Annotated in this window: 16 protein-coding genes and 4 pseudogenes; 13 read left to right on the top strand and 7 right to left on the bottom strand. The window is 55.6% G+C overall.

The genetic code is table 11. From position 1 onward, the window contains the following. Position 1 precedes the first annotated feature (1 nt). The 3 genes from TKWG_RS18640 to TKWG_RS18630 form a co-directional block, all read right to left on the bottom strand. On the bottom strand, positions 2–1,588 hold the full coding sequence (locus TKWG_RS18640; RefSeq protein WP_014752322.1) for a rhodanese-like domain-containing protein: 1,587 nt from the start codon (positions 1,586–1,588) through the stop codon (positions 2–4). A 67-nt stretch (positions 1,589–1,655) separates the two neighbouring features. Beyond that, entirely contained in the window at positions 1,656–2,813 is a 1,158-nt protein-coding gene (metC, locus tag TKWG_RS18635; protein ID WP_014752321.1) for a cystathionine beta-lyase, read from the bottom strand. Beyond that, entirely contained in the window at positions 2,813–3,403 is a 591-nt protein-coding gene (locus tag TKWG_RS18630) for a cysteine dioxygenase family protein (RefSeq protein ID WP_014752320.1), read from the bottom strand. The genes metC and TKWG_RS18630 overlap by 1 nt, the downstream gene beginning before the upstream one ends. Before the next feature lie 142 nt (positions 3,404–3,545). On the opposite strand from TKWG_RS18630, the gene TKWG_RS18625 reads away from it, so the two are divergent. From TKWG_RS18625 to TKWG_RS18615, 3 genes are all read left to right on the top strand, one after another. Beyond that, entirely contained in the window at positions 3,546–4,406 is an 861-nt protein-coding gene (locus TKWG_RS18625; RefSeq protein WP_014752319.1) for a LysR substrate-binding domain-containing protein, read from the top strand. 113 nt (positions 4,407–4,519) lie between these two features. Continuing rightward, positions 4,520–5,923 (top strand): MATE family efflux transporter, encoded by a 1,404-nt coding sequence (locus tag TKWG_RS18620; protein ID WP_014752318.1) that lies wholly within the window; start codon positions 4,520–4,522, stop codon positions 5,921–5,923. Positions 5,924–5,998: 75 nt separating this feature from the next. Further along, on the top strand, positions 5,999–6,448 hold the full coding sequence (locus tag TKWG_RS18615; RefSeq protein WP_014752317.1) for a PaaI family thioesterase: 450 nt from the start codon (positions 5,999–6,001) through the stop codon (positions 6,446–6,448). A gap of 18 nt (positions 6,449–6,466) precedes the next feature. On the opposite strand, the gene TKWG_RS18610 is transcribed toward TKWG_RS18615, so the two are convergent. The 3 genes from TKWG_RS18610 to TKWG_RS18600 form a co-directional block, all read right to left on the bottom strand. Continuing rightward, positions 6,467–6,892 carry a VOC family protein gene (locus TKWG_RS18610; RefSeq protein ID WP_171815190.1) on the bottom strand — a complete coding sequence of 142 codons (426 nt, stop codon included), beginning with the start codon at positions 6,890–6,892 and terminating at the stop codon, positions 6,467–6,469. Positions 6,893–6,981: 89 nt separating this feature from the next. Continuing rightward, on the bottom strand, positions 6,982–7,722 hold the full coding sequence (locus TKWG_RS18605) for a helix-turn-helix domain-containing protein (RefSeq protein ID WP_014752315.1): 741 nt from the start codon (positions 7,720–7,722) through the stop codon (positions 6,982–6,984). A 36-nt stretch (positions 7,723–7,758) separates the two neighbouring features. Then, on the bottom strand, positions 7,759–9,285 hold the full coding sequence (locus TKWG_RS18600) for a CoA-acylating methylmalonate-semialdehyde dehydrogenase (protein ID WP_014752314.1): 1,527 nt from the start codon (positions 9,283–9,285) through the stop codon (positions 7,759–7,761). Between the two features lie 103 nt (positions 9,286–9,388). Between TKWG_RS18600 and TKWG_RS18595 the strand changes: the two genes are divergently transcribed. The 8 genes and pseudogenes from TKWG_RS18595 to TKWG_RS18560 all read left to right on the top strand — a co-directional run bounded on the left by TKWG_RS18595 (position 9,389) and on the right by TKWG_RS18560 (position 15,688). Beyond that, a complete protein-coding gene (locus TKWG_RS18595; protein WP_014752313.1) occupies positions 9,389–10,321 on the top strand; it encodes a LysR family transcriptional regulator in 933 nt (310 codons plus the stop codon). A gap of 390 nt (positions 10,322–10,711) precedes the next feature. Beyond that, complete coding sequence (locus TKWG_RS18590) at positions 10,712–11,683, top strand: Bug family tripartite tricarboxylate transporter substrate binding protein (RefSeq protein ID WP_014752312.1); 972 nt, start codon at positions 10,712–10,714, stop codon at positions 11,681–11,683. An 18-nt stretch (positions 11,684–11,701) separates the two neighbouring features. Then, a pseudogene (locus TKWG_RS18585) lies at positions 11,702–12,387 on the top strand (RraA family protein). Continuing rightward, on the top strand, positions 12,384–13,337 hold the full coding sequence (locus TKWG_RS18580) for an NAD(P)-dependent oxidoreductase (RefSeq protein ID WP_014752310.1): 954 nt from the start codon (positions 12,384–12,386) through the stop codon (positions 13,335–13,337). Before TKWG_RS18585 ends, TKWG_RS18580 begins: the two are co-directional and overlap by 4 nt. A 181-nt stretch (positions 13,338–13,518) precedes the next feature. Next, positions 13,519–14,271, top strand: coding sequence for an IclR family transcriptional regulator (locus tag TKWG_RS18575; RefSeq protein WP_014752309.1), 753 nt, complete (start codon positions 13,519–13,521; stop codon positions 14,269–14,271). Between the two features lie 138 nt (positions 14,272–14,409). After that, a pseudogene (locus tag TKWG_RS25530) lies at positions 14,410–14,547 on the top strand (DnaJ domain-containing protein); the annotation flags it as partial. A gap of 251 nt (positions 14,548–14,798) precedes the next feature. After that, positions 14,799–15,359 carry a DnaJ C-terminal domain-containing protein gene (locus TKWG_RS23740; RefSeq protein ID WP_014752307.1) on the top strand — a complete coding sequence of 187 codons (561 nt, stop codon included), beginning with the start codon at positions 14,799–14,801 and terminating at the stop codon, positions 15,357–15,359. Next, entirely contained in the window at positions 15,356–15,688 is a 333-nt protein-coding gene (locus tag TKWG_RS18560) for a chaperone modulator CbpM (RefSeq protein ID WP_014752306.1), read from the top strand. The genes TKWG_RS23740 and TKWG_RS18560 overlap by 4 nt, the downstream gene beginning before the upstream one ends. A 68-nt stretch (positions 15,689–15,756) precedes the next feature. On the opposite strand, the pseudogene TKWG_RS18555 reads toward TKWG_RS18560, so the two are convergent. Continuing rightward, positions 15,757–16,688, bottom strand: a pseudogene (locus tag TKWG_RS18555) (LysR family transcriptional regulator). 165 nt (positions 16,689–16,853) lie between these two features. On the opposite strand from TKWG_RS18555, the pseudogene TKWG_RS18550 reads away from it, so the two are divergent. Together TKWG_RS18550 and TKWG_RS18545 are read left to right on the top strand one after the other, a co-directional pair. Beyond that, positions 16,854–19,144, top strand: a pseudogene (locus TKWG_RS18550) (NADP-dependent malic enzyme). Positions 19,145–19,480: 336 nt separating this feature from the next. Next, the gene (locus tag TKWG_RS18545) at positions 19,481–19,936 is read left to right on the top strand and encodes a VOC family protein (protein ID WP_014752303.1); all 456 of its coding nucleotides are present in this window, start codon (positions 19,481–19,483) and stop codon (positions 19,934–19,936) included. The last annotated feature ends 63 nt before the right edge of the window (positions 19,937–19,999 follow it).

The raw sequence follows: 19,999 nt of genomic DNA, 5'->3' as shown, positions 1-19,999 counted from the left end.
TTTAGTCAAATAAGAACGTCTGGCGTTCCAGGTCGTCGATCTGCGATATGAGATTGGTTTCCCATTCGAGATATTTTCTTGCTGCTTCCTTGTTTCCCTGATGACGGTCGTGAACAAAAAACAAAAAATCAATACATTGTTCATCAGGCAGTACGGTTTCGTCCGTGCTCACTGCAAGACCACTTTGGATGATCTGTTCATGATCCATGCAGGCAGAATAAATTCGGGTGTGTCCTGCGCGCTCCAGATCGGCCGCAAGAATGTGCAGTTTTTCCTGTCGTTCACCAATGAGCAGAATCGCTTTGTCTTTGTCCTTGGGCGCAACCGCCGCTATCGTTGGACGGATGGCCCAGGTGGCGCCTGCTAACCGCAGTTTTCGAAATTGCATACTGGGCCGGGTATCGATGATCTGTGCCGCAGGATGGGCGATGACAAATGGTGCGATCTGTTCGTTGGCAAGCACGGTTGTGTTGCGCAGGGCCGGACGGTGCGCGGCAGCCGAAGCTGTAATCTGCAGATTTTCCGGGTGCTTCAGAAGATACACTTCCCAGCCCAGTTGCCTGAGCCAGCTTGCAATGACCGGGGCGCGCACACCGTCAAAATCCAGGAGAACCAGTCGGGATTTTCTGACGCCCACATATTCGTCGGTCGCCTGGATAAGCTGACCGCCCGGAGTGTGTTGCACGTTGGCAGGAAGGTTGTCTTGCCTGAACTCTTCGGGCGTTCTGATATCGCACAGGAATGTTGTGCGATCTGATTGAGCCAGCCATTGCGCTACCTGCGCGGTATCAACCGCCTGAACGTTATGGCGCGTGGCAATTGCTGCCGAGCGCTTTTGCAACATCGGCAGGTTCTTGTCCGGTATGGATGGTGGGTATAGCCTGTCAGACTGATGCTCCAGCGGCAGATCGGCCAGGTACCAGCCCTGCGTACCGTTCTCCAGCGCATATACTTTGTTGGGAATGCCTAAATTGATCAGGGTTTGTGCGCCCACGATACTGCGTGTGCGGCCTGCGCAATTGATGACAATTGTGGTTTCAGGGTCCGGTGCAAGGTCACTGGCGCGCAGGGCCAGTTCGCCGTTCGGACAGCATACCGACCCCGGGATATTCATTTTCCTGTATTCGGGCACAGGGCGGCCATCAAGCACAATGATTTTATTGCCGTCATCCGCGAGCAGCGCCTGCAATTGCAGTGCGGATATTCTTGGTGTGTCGTAAACATGTTCTGCCAGTTCGCCAAAGGTCTTGCTGGGCAGGTTTACACCGGAGAACGTGGCGTAACCTGCGGCTTGCCATCCCTGTACGCCGTCTTGCAGGATGCTGATATCGGTGTAGCCCAGTGCGGTCGCGGCAAGATGCGCGCGTTTGACAATCTCCTCTTCATGCTTATTACCGTACATCACAATCCGGGTGTTTTTTCTGGGAACCAGCCTTGCGATTTCCAGCTCCAGTGCGCTATAAGGTAGAGAGACCGCAAAAAAAAGATGGTTTTCTCCATATTGGCCATGCTCACGTATGTCCAGGACTGCGATTTCTTCGGCGTCATGAATTTGTTTTTTCAGCGCGTGGGCGTTGATATATTTCATTGTCAGTTCTCGTGTCTTGCTCGAAAAGGGTTTATAAGTATTGGTGTTGCGACGGACTCGTGCCCGCTTATGTGATGTGGTTGAGCATGCTGTCAAGATCGCGCATGAGGTCTGCAGGATCTTCCAGGCCGATGTGCAGGCGCAGGAGGTAGCCGTGTTTGCTATCGCGCAGTCTGGTGCGTTGCGGGTCGACGGGCAGGACCAGGCTTTCATAGCCTCCCCATGACGAGCCGATGCCAAACAGTTGCAACCCGTCTATCGCCTGTTCGATTTTTTCCGTGGCCAGTGCGGGATCAAATTCTATGGTCAGCAGACCATTGGAACCGGTGGCATCTCGCTGCCACAGGGCATGGTTTGCATCCCCTTGCAGGGCGGGGTGAAACACGTTGCGTATAGTCTGATGCGTGCTCAACCACTGGGCAAGGTGCAGGGCGCTGCTGGCATGACGTTGCAGCCGCAGTTCCAGCGTGCGAAGCCCGCGCAGCACCAGGAAGGCATCTTCGGCCGAGACAGTCTGTCCGAGATTGATGCTGGCCTGTTCTATCTGGGCAAAGCAGGCCTTGCTGGCTGTGACCGAGCCCATCATCACATCTGAATGGCCGCCGAGGTACTTGGTAGCCGCCACGACCGAAATATCGCAACCCAAATTGAGTGGCTGGTAGTTAATGCCCGAGCCCCATGTGTTGTCTGCGCAAAGCAGAATATTGCGTTGTTTGCACACGTGTGACAGTGCCGGTAAATCAAGCATGTCATAAAGCAGCGAGCCCGGAGATTCAACATAGACCATTTTTGTCGTCGGCCTTAACTGACGCTCCCAATGTGGATCAGTCGGCGAAAAATCACTGTATGTGACCCCAAACTTGGCCAGCTGCGTTTCGCACAGCAGGCGCATTGGCTCATAGACGCCGTCTGAAATCAGCAAATGGTCTCCTGATTTCAGGCATGCAAACAGGGTGGTGGCAATCGCGGCCAGGCCGGTTGGAAAAAGCTTGCTGCGATACCCGCCCTCAATTGCGGTGATGGCATCTTCCAGCGCATAAACCGTTTCGTTGCCGCGGGCGCCGTAGGACAGTACCCTGTCGGTCTCGCGTTGTGCGCGCGCGGCGCGCCATTGGCCCAGGGTGTCGAAAAGATAGGTGCTGCCTTTGACAATGGGCGTATTGGCCCATCCAGATTCTGGACGCCCCAGCGAGGCCAGTTGGGTTGCTCTGGAGACAGCTGACATCAGCCCTGGCTCCGCTGGGTTTTGACGCCCACGTCCATGATCTTGCAGGTGTTGTTGGTGGTGTCGAAAGCCATGCGCTCGGTCAGGGTTTCCAGCGCTCGCCCATACATATGCAGGTGACGGATATTATCGTCTTCGATACGCACGGCATGAATATCATCGGGCATCAGGGCAATGCCATGGCCAGGCTCCACGGCCTGCATGCCCGTTTGTACAACTGTGGCATGGCCCGGCACGCTGCCATCGTCGGTGCGTTCATACAGATAGTTGCTTTCCACGCCCTCGACCGCAGCAATACAGGCCCAGGTGGTGTGATTATGCGGAACAATTTTTTTACCTGGCTTCATGACGTTCAGATAAAGCGCATAGCTGTCATCGGGCTCAGAATGAATCAGATAGCGCGCTTGCAGATCTTCGCCGGTTGGCGCAGGGTACGTGTCCTGTCCCCACCACGCTTTGTGCGCCGCAATTTCAATCAGGGCATCGCGTATTTTGGCGAGCTTTTCCCGGTCCAGTTGATCCTGGCCGAGGTCTTTGGCGACACTGATAAATTTCTGGATGGCAACCTGCTTGTCTTGCTTTGCGTTCATTTATTTCTCCTGTGATTTTTTCAAAGTATAGATAGTTCAACCAGTCTTTACTAATTAGAAATTTTTGAAATCATATAAGCAGTGCTAATATGTCCTCTATGAGCGGTATTCTTTCAAGGGCTTGTTTTTAAGGGTATTCCCTATGAATAATCTGGATCTTGGCTTGCTCAGAACGCTGGTAACTGTCGAAAAAACTAATACATTCTCCGGTGCGGCACAGGTTCTGTTCAAAACCCAGTCGGCGATCAGCCAGCAGATGCAAAAGCTGGAACAGCAAATGGGATATCCCTTGTTCCAGAAAAAAGGAAGACGGCTGGTGATGACCATGCAGGGCAAGCAATTGGCCGAGTATGGCAGGCGGTTGCTGGCGATCAATGACGAGGTGCTGCGTACCGTTGGTCAGCAGCAAATGGAAGGGCATATTCGCCTGGGGGCGACGCTGGATGTGGCGGACACTATTTTGCCGCTCATGCTGACCTATATTGCCCGGCAGGCGCCCAGGGTAAAACTGGAGATCCAGGTTGATCGGAGTCCTTCGCTCATGGTTTCACTGGAGGCCGGCGATATTGATTTGACGATTTCAACTCGCGATGATCCGGCCTTGAACGGGTTTGTGTTGCGCACTTCGCCCACAGCATGGGTATGTGCCGCAGATTTTCCGTATAACCGCCGGGCCCCGTTGCCGCTGATCCTTGCCGATGAACCCAGCATTTTTCGTCGTCTGGCGCTCAGTGCGCTGGAGGGCACACAGATAAAATGGCATATCAATTACCTGGCCCCTTCGCTGGTCGGAATTAAGGCAGCGGTGCGTGCCGGGCTGGGGGTGACGGTCAGAAGCGTTGAGTTTCTGGGTCCGGATATGCGTGTGCTGGGCGAGGCCGAGGGCTTGCCGCCATTGCCATTCGTGACGTACCGCCTGCTCACGCGCAAAGACACCATCAGCCCGCTGACGCTCCATATCTATGAAATGTTGCGCGCCCAGTTCGAATATGTCGACAGTTAATCTTCAGGACCAGGGCGCCGCTTGCTGTCCTGCCGCCTTGGGGGTCTGAAAAAAATAAATTGAGATATCATGTACTGGTTCAAATTTTTTGCGCTGTTTGCATCTGGTGTGTTGTGAAAGCTGGTACTACCGTTAAAGAGATCTCAGTTCTTGCCTGGCCGCTGGTTTTGATGCAACTGGCCTCGATCGCGCTTACTACAACCGACTTGATTATGATGGGTATGCTTGGCCCGACCGAGATCGCGGCCGGCGGCATTGCCATTACGCTTTTCGGGCTGCTTAGAACCTCTAGTGTCGGGCTGGTCACGCCAATGGGCAACTTACTTGCCCAGACCTGGGCAAAAGGCGGTATTAGCGTCAGGGCTCGTCTGGCCGCGCAGGTGCGACTTGGCCTGCTGCTGGCAACAGCGTGTGGCGCGCTGATGGTAGGGGTCATGCTTATCGCTTTTCCTTTCCTGCGTTTTCTGGGTCAGGATCCGCAACTGCTGTCGCTGGGCTATTCGCTGCTGATTTTTCTGGCCCCTAGCCTTATTCCGCTACTGTGGCTGCAAGTGCTGCGCAATGCGGCGGTCGCGCTCAAGCGTCCGGGCCCGTTGCTGTTGATTACGCTGGTCGCCGTGCTGGTCAATATCGGATTGAACTTGCTGTTTGTATTCGGAATTGGTGCCTGGACCGGTATGGGATTGCCGGGCGTAGGACTGGCAACCCTTTTTACGCAGACGCTGATGGCCGTCGGGTTTTATGCGCTGGTTCGCAGGGACGCGCTGCTTGCACCGGTGCTGCGGCTGCCCACGCCTGGCTCCGTGTCATTGCATTCAATCAGCGCTCGTTTGTTCATCCGCGACACCCTGAGGCTGGGGTTGCCTACCGGGGCGGCCTATGCCAGCGAAGCCGGGTTTGTTTCGGTGCTTACTCTGGTTGCCGGTACACTTGGCGCAGCAAGCCTGGCGGCCCATACGCTTGCATTCCAGTATGTGAATATTGCATTTATGGTTGCCATCGGTTTGTCCCATGCGGTCTCCATTCATATGAGTCATGCCTTGCCGCAGCGCGATACATCACGCTTGCGATTACTGGCCAAGGCAATTATCCGGATGGGCTTTGTGGCGATGGGCGCGGTAGCTATTATTTATGTGACCATACCCCAGACCCTGATCGGCCTGTTTCTGGAAGAGAATACGGATAATGTCAGCAGCGTTCTGCAGATTGCCGTTCCTCTGCTGGCATTGGCTGCGCTGCTGCAATTTGCCGATTGCCAGCAAAACCTGGCCGTAGGTGCCATGCGCGGTATTCTCAAGGCGCGTGATACATTTTTATTGACCATGGTGGGGTATTGGTTAATTGGTGTCCCTGTTGTGCTGGTATTCACCTATGTCCTGCACATGGGCGTCAATGGTATCTGGCTGGGGTTTTTCATCGGGCTGAGCGCCACTGCGCTGTTGCTCTGGTGGCGTTTTTATTATTATGTACGTCAGATGGAGCACCAGGCCCAGCGCCAGCGTAAAGCGCAATCGTAGCGCCAGGGCAGGCGTGACGGCCATAAGCGCGTAAGACCGTATCCGAAGCGTTATCTAACATTGGGAAGTGAGATCATGAACCACGCTGTCAGCAACGAAGATGTGTTGAAAAGGGTACGGGGCATTCTGGCCCGGCAGCCGTTTAGCGCACTATTGAAAACCGAGGCCACGCGTGCGCTGGCTGATGGCACATGTGAGTTCCGGATCTCCATTGACGACAACCTCATGCAGCATATGGGCATGGTGCATGGCGGCGTGCTCGGCTATGCAGCCGATACTGCGCTTACCTTCGCTGCCGGTATTGTCTACGGGGCGCCGGTGATCACATCTGAATTCAAGATCAATTTCTTGCGGCCCGTTCTCGGGCAGGCGCTCATCGCCAGGGGGCATGTAGTCTATAAAGGGCGTACCCAGACCGTCACGCGTTGCGATCTGTTTGTTGTGAGAGACGGCGCAGAAAAACTGTGCGCCACGGCGCAGGGCACGATTGTGGTACTGGCCGAGTCTGCCGGTACCGGAGTCTGAGGTCGTTTACAACGCCGATTACGCCGCTTGTCCGCCGCTATCGCGCTGTTCGACCACGTCCACGCAAACACCGGCAGGGTCCGACAACATAAAATGGCGCTGACCCCATGGTTCGTCTTTCAGGGGCAGGAAGATGTCACAATCGTGGCCGTCGGTCAACCGGCGATATTCCTGTTCGGCATTGTCAACCTCCAGGCTCAAGACAATGCCCGCACCCTGGTACGCAGCATGCAGTTGCGGCGGCTGGCTGGCGCTGTTCGGGGCCATGAATGCCAGCTCGGCTCCGCTGGCTTCATGCACAAGATGAACATACCAATCTTCCTGGAAGACGATGTTGAAAGCAAAATGGCGTGTGTAGAAATCGGCACAAGCCTGCAGTTTTTCGGTAATCACAATTGAATAGATTTTTTTCATCATGGGCTCCTGAATCTCAGGCCTGATCATAGGCTGTCCGGCGTTGCCTGTATTGTATATTTTGGCCATGGTTGCCTGAATGCGGGCAGGACCGCTTGTCTGGTACAGGTGCTTTATTGCTAGCGGTATTGCTGCCGGAATGCCACAGGTGTAATACCCGTGATGCGCTTGAACTCGCGGATGTAATGTGATTGATCGGTATAGGCGTCAATACGTTGATTGGCCAGCGCCTGGTGAAAGCGCAGGATTTTCAGAAAGTCGTGGGCCGAAAATCCGGTTTTTTCAGGAAAAAGTCGCTGCAATTGCCTGCGGCTGTAGCCGGATATCCGGACCAGATCGTCCACACGCGTTAAATGGTCCGCTTGCGCCAGCAATTTGGGCATCCAGGCCGCGCCGTTGACGGCCCCTTGCAGGGTGAGTTGGCGCACGAGGTTTTGCAGCAGCTGTTGCCGGTCCCCTTCTGGAGATGCGCTCAATTGACGGGTGAAGGCAGGCATATTGATGTCGCCCAGCGAAGAAAAGGTCTGTGATTGCGCGATAATATGCTGCGATCCGCGCCAGACGCCGGGGTATAGCCGGATGCCGCAATAATGAAATTGGCGCCCCAGATTCAAATCAAGCGCCCGTATGCCGGGCGACATGACCAGAACATCTTTTGTCTGTCCGAACAGATCAAAGACCAGATCAATACATGCATCTGGTACCACCAGGTAGTGGCAATCGGTGGGCAGTATGCAAGTTGTGCGCAATTGCCAGAGACAATAGATCTGGTCTCGGAATGCAGAATCAGGATGGTGTTCCTGGTAGAAAACACCATCCTGCAAAAAGCGAGGGATGCCGGGCTGGACGGGCGTATGCATGAACGCCAGTTTACCGGCCCCGTATTCAAAGTGAAACTATTTTGCCGTTGGCATGGCAAATTCCGCGCCTTTGTCAATGCTTTGCGGCCAGCGCTGCATGATGGATTTCTGCCGTGTATAAAAGCGTACACCTTCTTCGCCGTAGGCATGCATATCGCCGAACAGGCTTTTTTTCCACCCGCCAAAGCCGTGCCACGCCATCGGTACCGGAATGGGCACGTTGATGCCGACCATACCAACCAGAATACGACGTGAAAACTCTCTGGCCGTATGCCCGTCACTGGTAAAGCACGATACGCCATTGCCGAATTCGTGATCATTGATCAGATTGATCGCTTCACCCAGGTCTTTGACCCGGATGCAAGCGAGCACGGGGCCAAAGATTTCTTCCTTGTAGATGCGCATGTCGGCCGTGACATTGTCAAACAGCGTGCCGCCGGTGAAAAAGCCGTCTTCATTGCCTTGTACTTTATGGCCGCGTCCGTCAACGACAAGCTTGGCCCCTTCTTGCACGCCAATCTCAATGTACGATTCGATTTTTTCCAGCGACTGGCGCGTGACGATGGGACCCATTTCCGCTTTGGGATTCATGCCATCTGCAATAACAAGCTGTTTGGCCCTTTCGGCAACTCGTTCCACAATCTTATCGGCAATGTCGCCCACCAGCACGGCAACCGAAATCGCCATGCAGCGCTCGCCGGCAGATCCGTAAGCGGCGCCGATCAAGGCGTCGACGGTCCGGTCGATATCTGCGTCAGGCATGACGACCATATGGTTCTTGGCGCCGCCCAATGCCTGTACCCGTTTGCCAAAGTGAGCGGCGCGCTCGCTGATGTAGTGCGCGATCGGCGTGGAACCAACAAAACTGACGGCAGAGACATCGGGATGCTCCAAAATGGCATCTACTGCCGGTTTGCCGCCCTGGACCACGTTGAAGACGCCGTCAGGCAGGCCGGCTTCCTTGAACAGGCGAGCCATGAACAGGGAGGCACTGGGATCACGCTCGCTGGGTTTAAGGATAAAGGTATTGCCGGCGGCGATGGCTACCGGGAACATCCAGCACGGCACCATGCAGGGAAAGTTAAATGGCGTAATGCCGGCAACGACACCCAGGGGCTGGCGCATGGTCCAGTTGTCGATACCCGTGGATACCTGATCCGTGAAGTCGCCTTTGAGCAGTTGAGGAATACCGCAGGCAAATTCGATGACATCGATACCGCGTGCAACTTCGCCCTGGGCATCGCTGAAGACTTTGCCGTGTTCCGCCGTAATAATGGCCGCCAGTGTGTCGGCGTGTTCATGCATTAAACCGAGAAACCGGTTCATAATGCGCGCCCTGCGAATAGGGGGAACATCGGCCCATCCTGCGGCCGCTGCCTTGGCTGCGCTGACCGCCTGGTTCACCTCGTCTGCGCCGGAGAGCACAACGTGGCGTGCCGTTTTACCGGTGGCAGGATTGAACACGGCCTGTTTTTCCGTGGACTGGGGTGTAACGGCGCTGCCATTGATATAGTTGACGACATCGCTACTGTCTGTGAAAGCGGCGGTGGATGGGGAATTCATAGTTGGCTCCTTGCTGATGATGGCACCAGTATAGACACGGCAAAGCAACGCGATCAATAGGCCAGTTGTGGATTAATTGTTCAAAATAATGGACAATGCAGGTATGAAAAATTTGAAAAACGAACCCTTGTGGTCTCATATCTACTGGCTTGGCATGCTGGAGGTCGCAGGCAGTTATACTGCTGCAGCCCAGCGGCTGGGGGTGAGCAAGGCGGCCATGAGCCAGCGTATTCAGGAACTGGAAAGTGCCCTGGGAATAGCGCTGGTCCAGCGCACGACGCGCAGCGTGAGGCTGACCGAAGCCGGGCGCGAACTGGTTGCCGAAACCAGGCCGGCATTCAGCAGCATTGAAACCGGATGTGCCCGCATCCGCGAACTGGCCGATACACCCCAGGGCATTATCCGTCTGACCGCGCCGGTGGCGCTGGCCCGCCAGCAGATTATTCCGCGTTTTCCGGCGTTCATGCGCCAATATCCGAAAATTCGCATCGAGATAGAGCTGTCCGATCATATCAGTCCGCTGGCGCAGGAAGGGTTTGATCTTGCCATTCGTCATTCTTCCACCGTGCCGGAAACCTATGTTGCCTGGAAGCTTTGCACCACCAGAACACTGCTGCTTGCCAGCCGGGAGTATCTGAAAACGCATCCACGGCCGGTGCGGCCGCAGGATCTGGTTGATCACAACTGTCTTACCTATTTGCGCTCCGGCGGGCAGCCGGCCTGGCATTTCGAGAGCCGCAGATCATCGTCGCGGCGGGTGAGTGTGCAGGTTAATGGCTCGTTCGCAGCCAATAACAGTGAAACACTCCGGGAAATGGTGCTCGCGCATCAGGGTATCGCGCTGGTGCCCGATTTTTCGGTGGCAAGAGAGCTGGACCGGGGTACGCTGGTGGAGCTGCTGCCGCAATGGCAGTCGGTTAGTGTTTTTGGCGACCATATCTATGCGCTGCGTCCGTATAGCCCGCATGTGCCGGGCATTATCCGCCTGCTGGTGGATTACCTGAAAGCGTCGTTTCGGGAACAATCGTTTCTGTAGTGTCTGCATTGGGGCGGGCAAGGGCCGTTTTCTGCACGGCAGCGGTGCCCATTATGCCCGGCCGCCGGGCTTTTCGGTTATGGCGCGAAAGCGGCTTTCTCGTTGAGCCGCGTGTACGCCGCCCAAAATAGCGGGCCTTCCGTACTACGTCCTGTACTCCTTTTTCTTGCTTGGCTCCTGTTGTTTCAGCGGGGCTCTTCGCAACATTTTCCTGCTGTCAGCCCGCGATTGCATATGTAATCCCGCCACGCAAATGATCAGATGTGTTGCAGTTGCATTGTCCAGTATGCGTTGCATTGTACAAAACGCCATTGCAAACAACGAATCGCATGGATAGGATTCGTTCAGCTTCAATGCGATCGTAATAATCAGAAAATGACGGAGACAACGATGAAAACAGGTTCAAAACTGATCTTGGCACTGGCGTGCGCGCTTGCGGTACCGGCCGCTTATGCACAGAGTTATCCGACCAGGGCGGTCAAGCTGATCGTGCCATTCCCGCCGGGTGGCGGAACGGACTATATTGCCCGCGAGCTGGCCTTGCATATGGGTAAACAAAAAAACTGGAACGTAGTGGTAGAGAATCGGCCTGGTGCGGGTGGAAGCGTGGGGCTGGGATCGGCAGCCAATGCAAAGCCCGATGGTTACACCATCGTATTGGGGCAGACCAGCAATCTGGCCATTTTGCCTACATTGCAACCCAAAATCCAGTATGACCCGGTCAGCAGTTTTACTCCGGTTGCATTGGTTGCCGAAGCGCCATTGGTATTTGTCGGCCCCAGAGAGGCTACTTATTCGAATGCTCAGCAATTTATCGAACAGGTTAAGGCAGCGCCGCCAAATAGCATGAATTTTGGTATTCCGGGTATTGGCACAGTGGCGCATTTGACCTCGGTGCTGTTTCAGCAGAAATCAGGTATCAAGATTGAAAATATTCCCTACAAAGGCGCGGCCGACGGCATTCCTTCGCTGATCGGTAATCAGATTCAGGCGTATATGTCATCGGCGTCCACCTTGACTGGCGCGATTGAAGATAAGCAGATTAAGCCGCTGGGCGTCACCTCCCTGACCCGTATGAAGACCTTGCCCGATGTGCCGACGCTGGATGAATCCGGTTTCAAGGGGTTTAACGCCACCACCTGGTTTGGCATTCTGGTTCCCGCGGCAACGCCAGATGAAATCGTGCAAGTGCTGGGACAGGCCATCCGGACCGCCATGGACGATAAAAAATTCCAGACGCAGATCGAGAACTCCGGCGCGATGGTTGTTGACGGCGATCAGCGAGCCTTTGCTGAAAGAATAAAAACCGACACTGCAATGTGGGCCGATGTCATCAAGACCGCAAATATCACACTCAAGTAACAGGAGCAGGCAAGCGTCATGAAGTACTTACCATTTATCCGCAAGGACATTCAACGGCCGGATCCGGAGCTGGTCAGGCGTGCTGCGCAGTTTCAGGCAGCCATCCTGGCCGACGTGGGCGGGCGTCGCGGCACATTGGGCGGCAGCATACAGCCTCGGGCTTCGGGAATGAAAGTTGCCGGACCTGCGTTTACGGTAGAAGTGCGTCCGGGCGACAATCTGATGTTTCATGCCGCACTGGCCATGGCGCAGCCCGGAGATGTCATTGTGGTTGAAGGCAAGGGCGATCTGACGGCGGCATTGTGCGGAACCATTATGGTTACCCAGGCGCAGGCTGCAGGCCTGGCTGGCTTTGTCGTTGATGGCGCGACCCGCGACACTGAAGAAATTGCCGCAGGCACGTTTGCCGTATTTTCGGCAGGAACCAATCCCAATGGTCCGACCAAATCGCTTGGTGGGCGCATTAACTGGCCGGTTACGCTGGCTGGCACGACCGTGAACCCGGGCGATCTGATTGTGGGCGACGATGACGGCGTGGTTGTGGTTCCCCAGGAAAATATTGAACAAATGCTGATTCTGGCAGAACAGAAAGTACAAGCCGAAGCCAGACGGATAGCGCAAATTAAGGAAGGAAACCTTGGGGCGCCTGGCTTGAGAATGCTCTGATGCTGGCTGGTGTGCTACGCCAGGGAGAAGCGCTGTGACAACCGCCCGTCCCAAGATTCTGGTTACGGGCGCCGACCTGGCCGCCCAGGCGCTGCATGTGCTGCAGGACTATGAAGTAATTTATACCGGCGCTTTGCCGAGTGAGGCGCAGCTTATTGCACTTGTCAAAGCACATGATCCTGTCGGCATCATTGTGCGATACGGCAGAATTACCAGGAGTGTCATTGAGCATGCGCGCGGCCTGAAGGTTATCTCCAAGCATGGCAGCGGCATTGATACGATCGATGTGGCGGCGGCCAAAGACAACGGTATTGTTGTATGCGCAGCTGCCGGCGCCAACGCTGCTGCGGTTGCCGAGCATGCTTTGGCGTTGTTGCTGGCGTGTGCAAAATCCATTGCACAACAGAATGCGCGCATGCATGACGGCCATTGGGATAAGGCCAGGCACAAGAGTATTGAGCTGCGGAACAAAACTATCGGTTTGATTGGGTTGGGCAGCATCGGGCGCAAAATGGCCACGATGTGCCGGGCCATGCAGCTCAATGTGATTGCCCATGATCCTTTTGTAACGCATGACGACAACCTTACCCTGGTGCCACTGGAGCAAATCTGGTCTGAAGCGGATTTCATCTCGCTGCACTGTCCGCTCACCGATGACAACCGTAATTTGATCAATGAAGTCACGCTGGCCGCATGCCGCAAGGGGATCATATTAATCAACACGGCCCGTGGTGGCCTGATTGATGAAACGGCGCTGCTGGCTGCGGTGCAGTCCGGCCAGGTGTTTGCTGCCGGGCTCGACAGTTTTGCCCAGGAGCCGCCTGCCAGCGATCATGCATTCTTTGGCGAGTCGCAAATTATCCTGAGCCCGCATGTCGGCGGGGTAACCGGTCAGGCGTACATCGATATGGGCGTGGCTGCCGCAAAAAACCTGTTGCGCAGTCTTGTCGATAGCGGCATTCAGAGTCGAAAACAAGAGACCGCATAGCGCGTGATTCGCATGACATCATCAAATGTATATAAACTGATGCCATGGTTTGTATGATGGATACTTCAGCTTTTTTGACGGCGTTTATGCGGGCTTGGGAATGTCGTAACATTGCATTGGATGAGCGGATCGCAGGCTGGTGTGCGCATGTGTACAGTTGGTGGACAGGAGGGCTGGCGTCTTGAAGAATAAAAAGGATCAGGAAAAAGATGGCGAGAACGTGATTGCCGTGTCGCGCGCCATCGGCCTGCTTGAAAGTTTTCAGCCGGATGATGAGTTTCTGTCGTTGCTGCAACTGAGCACCAGAAGTCAGTTGCACAAGTCCACAGTGTTGCGCATTGCGCGGACGCTGGCGCATCACCGCTATCTTGTGCAGCGCGAGGATGGCGCATGGCGCCTTGGGCCCGCGGCCGGCTGGCTTGGCGCCAGATACCGCTCGTCGTTTGACGTTTCGGCTGCCGTAGAGCCGGTCTTGCAGGAGTTATCGGCCTTGTCCTCGGAGAGTTCTACTTTTTTCGTACAGGAAGGCGAGGCGCGGATTTGCCTGTATCGCATTGAAGGTCCGCAGGCGATCCGGTTTCATATCAGCGTGGGGCAGGTGCTGCCGCTAGACAAGGGGTCGCCGGGCAAGGTGATTCTTGCTTTTTCAGGAAAGCCCGGCCGGCAATACGATACCATCCGTCGCAATGGCTACTATATTTCAATTGGCGAGCGCGACCAGGATGTGGCCAGCATTTCTGCACCGGTTTACGGCGTCAATTGGAAACTGCTGGGGGCCATCAGTATTTCCGGACCTTCCAGTAGATTGTCCCGTGCCGTTCTCAAGGGGTATGCCGACACCCTGATCGCCAAGGCCAACCGATTGTCCCTGGCCCTGGGCGGTAAGCACAAGGGCCTGCCGGCCAGCACACAGCGGACCACCTGGCACCCGTAACGGCGCGGTTTGCCCGCGGCGATGTAACCATCGTGAGAGCCCTGCCGGCCATCGTTATCGCCGGGTGTGGCGCAACACGAAATACTTGTTAAAATCAATACATCAAACCCGTAATGACATTGATACCGGCAGGTGCAGATGAAATACGTTGATTATTACAAAACCCTTGGTGTAGAGCGCAATGCGACCGAGGCGCAGATTAAGAAGGCCTATCGCAACCTGGCTCACAAATATCATCCCGATGTATCCAAGGAGCCCGATGCCGAGACTAAATTCAAGGAAGTAGCCGAGGCCTACGCCACGCTGAAAGACCCGGAAAAACGGGCCGCCTATGACAATCTTGGTCAGCACCGGCAGGGCGATGATTTTGTACCGCCCCATCAGTGGCAAGAACATTTTCATGAATCACCGGATGCGTTTTCGGATGTGGATCTGTCCGATCTGCTTAAGGCATTTGCCGAAGCGCAGCGTGAAGGGCGGCCCGCTACGCCAATCGTGCACGTCATGGGGAAACCTTTGAGTTCACCATGCCGATTACGCTGGAACAAATCTATAACGGCGCCGAGACAGAGATCTCGATGGCTGTCCCCGATTATGACAGCCAGGGTCTGTTGCACCGTGTGCCCAAGACTTTTCGCATTCGCATCCCCAAGGGGGCGGCCGATGGCCAGCGCTTGCGCCTGGCTGGCAAGGGCGGGCAGGGCATGAACGGCGGTGCGCCCGGAGACCTGTTCGTCGTTATGAAGTTGCAACCGCATAAGCATTTTCAAGTAAATGGTAATGATCTGACGCTCGAGGTGCCGCTGGCCCCATGGGAGGCGGTACTGGGGGCGAGCGTGGAAATTCCCACGCTGGGCGGTCCGGTGGCGCTGACCATTCCGCCCGGTACGGTCGCCGGACGCAAAATGCGCCTGTCCAAACGAGGTCTTCCGGGCAGTGGCAACGTACAGGGCGACCTGTATGCGGTTATCACAATTGAAGTTCCCACATCGGTGAGCGAACGTGAGAAAACGTTGTACACCGAACTGGCTGCCGCATCGTCGGGGTTTGAGCCGCGCAGGCAGCGATTTGCAGGAGGCCAATCATGAACGTGCAAATGACTGAAACCATCTGGCTGAACCAGGACGAAGTGTGTTCGCTGCAGCATGTGGCAGCTGTTTCAGGCCTGAGTGAAGCCGAAGTCCTGGATCTGGTTGAGACCGGCGTGCTCGCGCCCGTGAGCGGGCAAACCGGCTCGGGCATGTTTTATTCCGAATGTATTGTCGTGGCGCGCAAGGCGCGGCGGCTGCGGGATGACTTTGACCTGAATGCCGATGGCGTAGCGCTGGTGCTTAATTTATTGCGTCGGGTGGATGCGCTGGAATCCGAATTGCTGGCATTGCGGCCGGCGCCCGGTCGGCACCGCCAGGCAAAGTAACCACAATTGCAATTTTGAGCGGGATGCGGTGTGGCCCGGGCCGAGCCGTGTTCTGCCATGCTCTGTACTCAGTATTGATAGCGCTCCTGGGAATAGGCGGAGCGGTGTTTTATGCAATAGTCCTTGAGTGACTGGACAAAGCGCGTATCTACATCACGTTTGTGTCTGTCCTTCAGGCTGAACAAGGCGATGGGCGACAGCGTCCACTGCAGCGACCAGGGAACTACGGCCACGCCGGCAATGCGTACCAGTTCTTCGGCAATATCATTGGGCACGATTGAGACCACATGATCTCGCGCGGCAATGATTTCACCGGTCAGCTTGGCCGACAGGCTTTCGATGAGCGGCTGCGGAGGTACCACGCCGGCGCTCAGAAACATATCTGCCACCTGCTCGCGCAAGGGCGCCGGGGCCGGTTCAAGAATCCAGTCCAGTTCTGCCAGATGTCGCCAGTCGGCCCGGCGCTGGCCAAGCCGCGCCGCCAGTTCGCGATTGGTAATCAGACGGGGCGACTGATAATAAAGCACTTCCTGCTGCAGCCCGGTCATATCCAGGGACGCCGATGCCCGCCCGATCACAAAATCCAGCGCATGCTCCCTGAGCATCTTCATCAGGCTGCGGCTGGTGCCGTCATGAATGGTAACGGTCATCCGTTGGCGGTCGGGCAGGGTGCGTTCGAGCGCTGCCGACAGCATTTGACCGGGAATAAACGGGATGCGCCCACATGCAGGTGGGCAACGCGGCCGGCATTGACCGCTGCCATTTCACGGGAGAGCGCACTCACGTCGTGCAACATGCTGCGGGCACGCGTAAGCAGTACCTTGCCTGCTGCTGTCGGCGTCATGCCGCGTCCGGTGCGCTCAAACAGGGGCACGCCGAACATATCTTCCAGTTCTGCCAATGCATGGGTGACGGCCGGCTGGCTGGTGCCCATTTGCTGGGCAACACGGGTCAGCGCACCCAATTCTTCGATGTGAAGCAGCAAGGTGAGGTGGCGCATTTTCAGACGACCCGCGAGTCTGTGTTCAAGCGTATCGGCAGGGGGCGTGTTCAATTTTTAAGCAGATATAAGGTAATTGATATAGCACTATCATAATTGAAAATAATTTACTTATGAAGAAAGCCTAAACTAGGTGCAAAATCAATTCGTCAGGAGGCTACCGCCATGAGTACTATCGATCGTCAATCCGCGCTGGATTATCATGAATTTCCCGTGCCAGGCAAGATATCCATTACCGCTTCCAAACCGCTGGTTACCCAGCGGGATCTGGGGCTGGCCTATACGCCGGGTGTGGCGGCTGCCTGTGAAGAAATCGTAGCCGACCCTCTCAATGCATTCCGCTATACCGCGCGTGGCAATCTGGTGGGCGTGATCAGCAACGGCACCGCTGTGCTTGGCCTGGGAAATATCGGCGCACTGGCCTCCAAGCCAGTTATGGAAGGCAAGGCTGTTCTGTTCAAGAAATTTGCCGGTCTGGATGTTTTTGATATCGAGATCAATGAAACCGATCCGGACAAGCTGGTGGAAATTATTGCGGGGCTTGAGGCCACCTTTGGCGGCATCAACCTGGAAGACATCAAGGCGCCGGAGTGTTTTGAGGTAGAGCGTAAACTGCGCGAGCGCATGAGTATTCCCGTATTCCATGACGATCAGCATGGCACCGCGATTACTGTTGCGGCGGCCTTTATCAACGGCCTGACGGTGGTCGGCAAGGATATTACAAGTGTGAAGGTGGTGTCGTCCGGAGCAGGCGCAGCAGCGCTGGCATGTCTGGATTTGATGGTGGATCTGGGTCTGCCGCTGGAAAATGTATTTGTGACGGATATCGACGGGGTGGTTTATGAAGGCCGTAATACGCCCATGGGCCCTGAGATGCAGCGCTTTGCGCAGAAAACCGAGCACCGTACGCTGGCCGATGTGATCGATGGCGCCGACGTTTTTCTGGGCTTGTCCGCCGGGGGCGTGCTCAAGCCCGAAATGGTCAAAACCATGGCGGCACGCCCGCTGATCCTGGCGCTGGCCAATCCGAATCCGGAAATCATGCCGGAAGTGGCATTGGCAGTGCGTGACGACGTGGTCATGGCCACCGGCCGCTCCGATTTTCCCAATCAGGTCAATAACGTACTGTGCTTCCCGTATATTTTCCGTGGCGCGCTGGATGTGGGCGCCACCACCATTACCCGTGAAATGGAAAAAGCCGCGGTTTATGCGATCGCCGGGCTGGCCAAAGAGGAAATCAGCGATGTGGTCGCTACTGCCTACGGTGGCTATGATTTGTCATTTGGCCCGGAATATCTGATTCCCAAGCCTTTCGATCCTCGCCTGATTGTCCGCGTGGCGCCTGCTGTGGCCAAGGCGGCCATGGAAAGCGGTGTGGCAACACGGCCGCTGGATGATCTGGAGGCCTATGCCGAAAGACTGCAGCAGTTTGTATATCATTCCGGTGCTTTCATGAAGCCGCTGTTTGCTTCGGCCAAACAGATTGTTCGCGATGGCGGCAAGGCCCGCATTGTCTTTACCGAAGGCGAAGATGAACGCGTATTGCGTGCGGTGCAGGTTGTGGTCGATGAAAAGCTGGCGCGTCCGATCCTGGTGGGCCGTCCTTCTGTTCTGCTGGCCCGCATTGAAAAATATGGACTGCGTCTGAAGCTGGGCGAGGACGTAGAGGTAACCAACCCGGAATTTGACTCGCGCTTTCATCAGTACTGGACCAAATACTGGGAAGTCATGTGCCGCCGTGGTATCACAAAGGAAATGGCGCGCGTGGAAATGCGCCGCCGCCTGACCCTGATCGGTGCCATGATGGTACATGTCGGCGATGCCGATGGCATGATCTGCGGCACGGTAGGCTCCTATCATGACCATTTGCGTTTCGTTGACCAGATGATCGGTAAAAAACCCGGTACGTCTTCGTATGCCGCCATGAATATCCTGCTGCTGGATCAGCGCATGGTGGCGCTGGTCGATACCCACATCAATGATGATCCTACCGCCGAACAGATTGCCGAGTACACCCTGGCTGCGGCGAAGGTACTGGCGCAGATGGACGTTGTGCCAAGGTGGCCTTGCTGTCGCGGTCCAATTTCGGCTCGGGCAGTTCAGCTTCTGGCGACAAGATGCGGCGTGCGCTGGAGCTGGTGCGGGCACAGGAGCCGGAGCTGGAAATTGACGGTGAAATGCACGGTGACTGCGCATTGAATGAAGTGCTGCGCGAGCGCATTCTGCCTTCATCGACATTGAAGGGATCAGCCAACTTGCTGGTCTGCCCCAACGTCGACTCGGGCAATATTGCCTATAACCTGCTCAAAACCGTGGCCGGGGGCAACGTGGCGGTCGGACCGTTCCTGTTGGGTGTGAATGCGCCAGTGCATATCCTGACCTCAAGCTCTACTGTTCGACGCATCGTTAATATGGCTGCACTAACGGTTATTGACGCGAATCGCGTCGAGGGCTGATCGCCCTGGCCGTTTCCTGCAATACCCAGTAAACTATAAAGAACCGATAATCGCCTAGCATTGTCGCCGCCGGTCATGGTCAGATAACACGCTGGTCATGCTGTGCGGTTATGCGGGCTGTGAGTTTTGCCTGCAAGGGGCATGCAATAGCAACGGATACAGCGCGACGGTCATGGCGCGCCTGTATACTTATGCGCAGGCACCATGCTGCAAATACACTATAGAGGTAATGGGCAATCCGGGCCGGATAACGTACTCGTTTGCTGGTTTGTGTGTTCAATCACAAATGTAAATGCCGCTTGCTCTTGCCGTTCTGACTGGATCAGGAGGATCATCATGTTGGAAAAAAGCGCCATTATTCCCTGTCTGCGGTACAAGGATGCGCCCGCAGCGATTCGTTTTCTGTGCGAGGCATTTGGGTTTACCCGCCATGCGGTCTACGCAGACGAAAAAGATCCGAATATCATTCATCACGCCCAACTGGTTATTGGCAACAATATGATCATGCTGGGCAGCGACCGGGAGTCGCCAGCCAAAGATCTATATCACTGGCTGACACCCGATGAAGCGCGTGGCATCACCATGTGCATTTGCATGCATGTTGATGATCCTGATGCCCATGCTGAGCATGCTGCCAGGTGCGGCGCCGTTATTATTCAGCCGCCTTACGATAACCAGGCTACCCGGGGCGTTCCTATGACGCCAAAGACATGGAAGGCAATATCTGGAATTTCACCAGTTATGATCCGTGGCAGCCATTGTGACCGTACCGCGCTAACACAAGCGCAATAAGGAACTCACAATCCGATACATCATTTTGCCGTAAACCGGGTGGCCGGCTATTGTCTATAGCGC

Origin of the sequence: Advenella kashmirensis WT001 (assembly GCF_000219915.2) — a bacterium.
Lineage (GTDB): Bacteria > Pseudomonadota > Gammaproteobacteria > Burkholderiales > Burkholderiaceae_B > Advenella > Advenella kashmirensis.
Note: the sequence above shows the minus strand (reverse complement) of the source record. Positions and strands in the feature narration are given on the sequence as shown.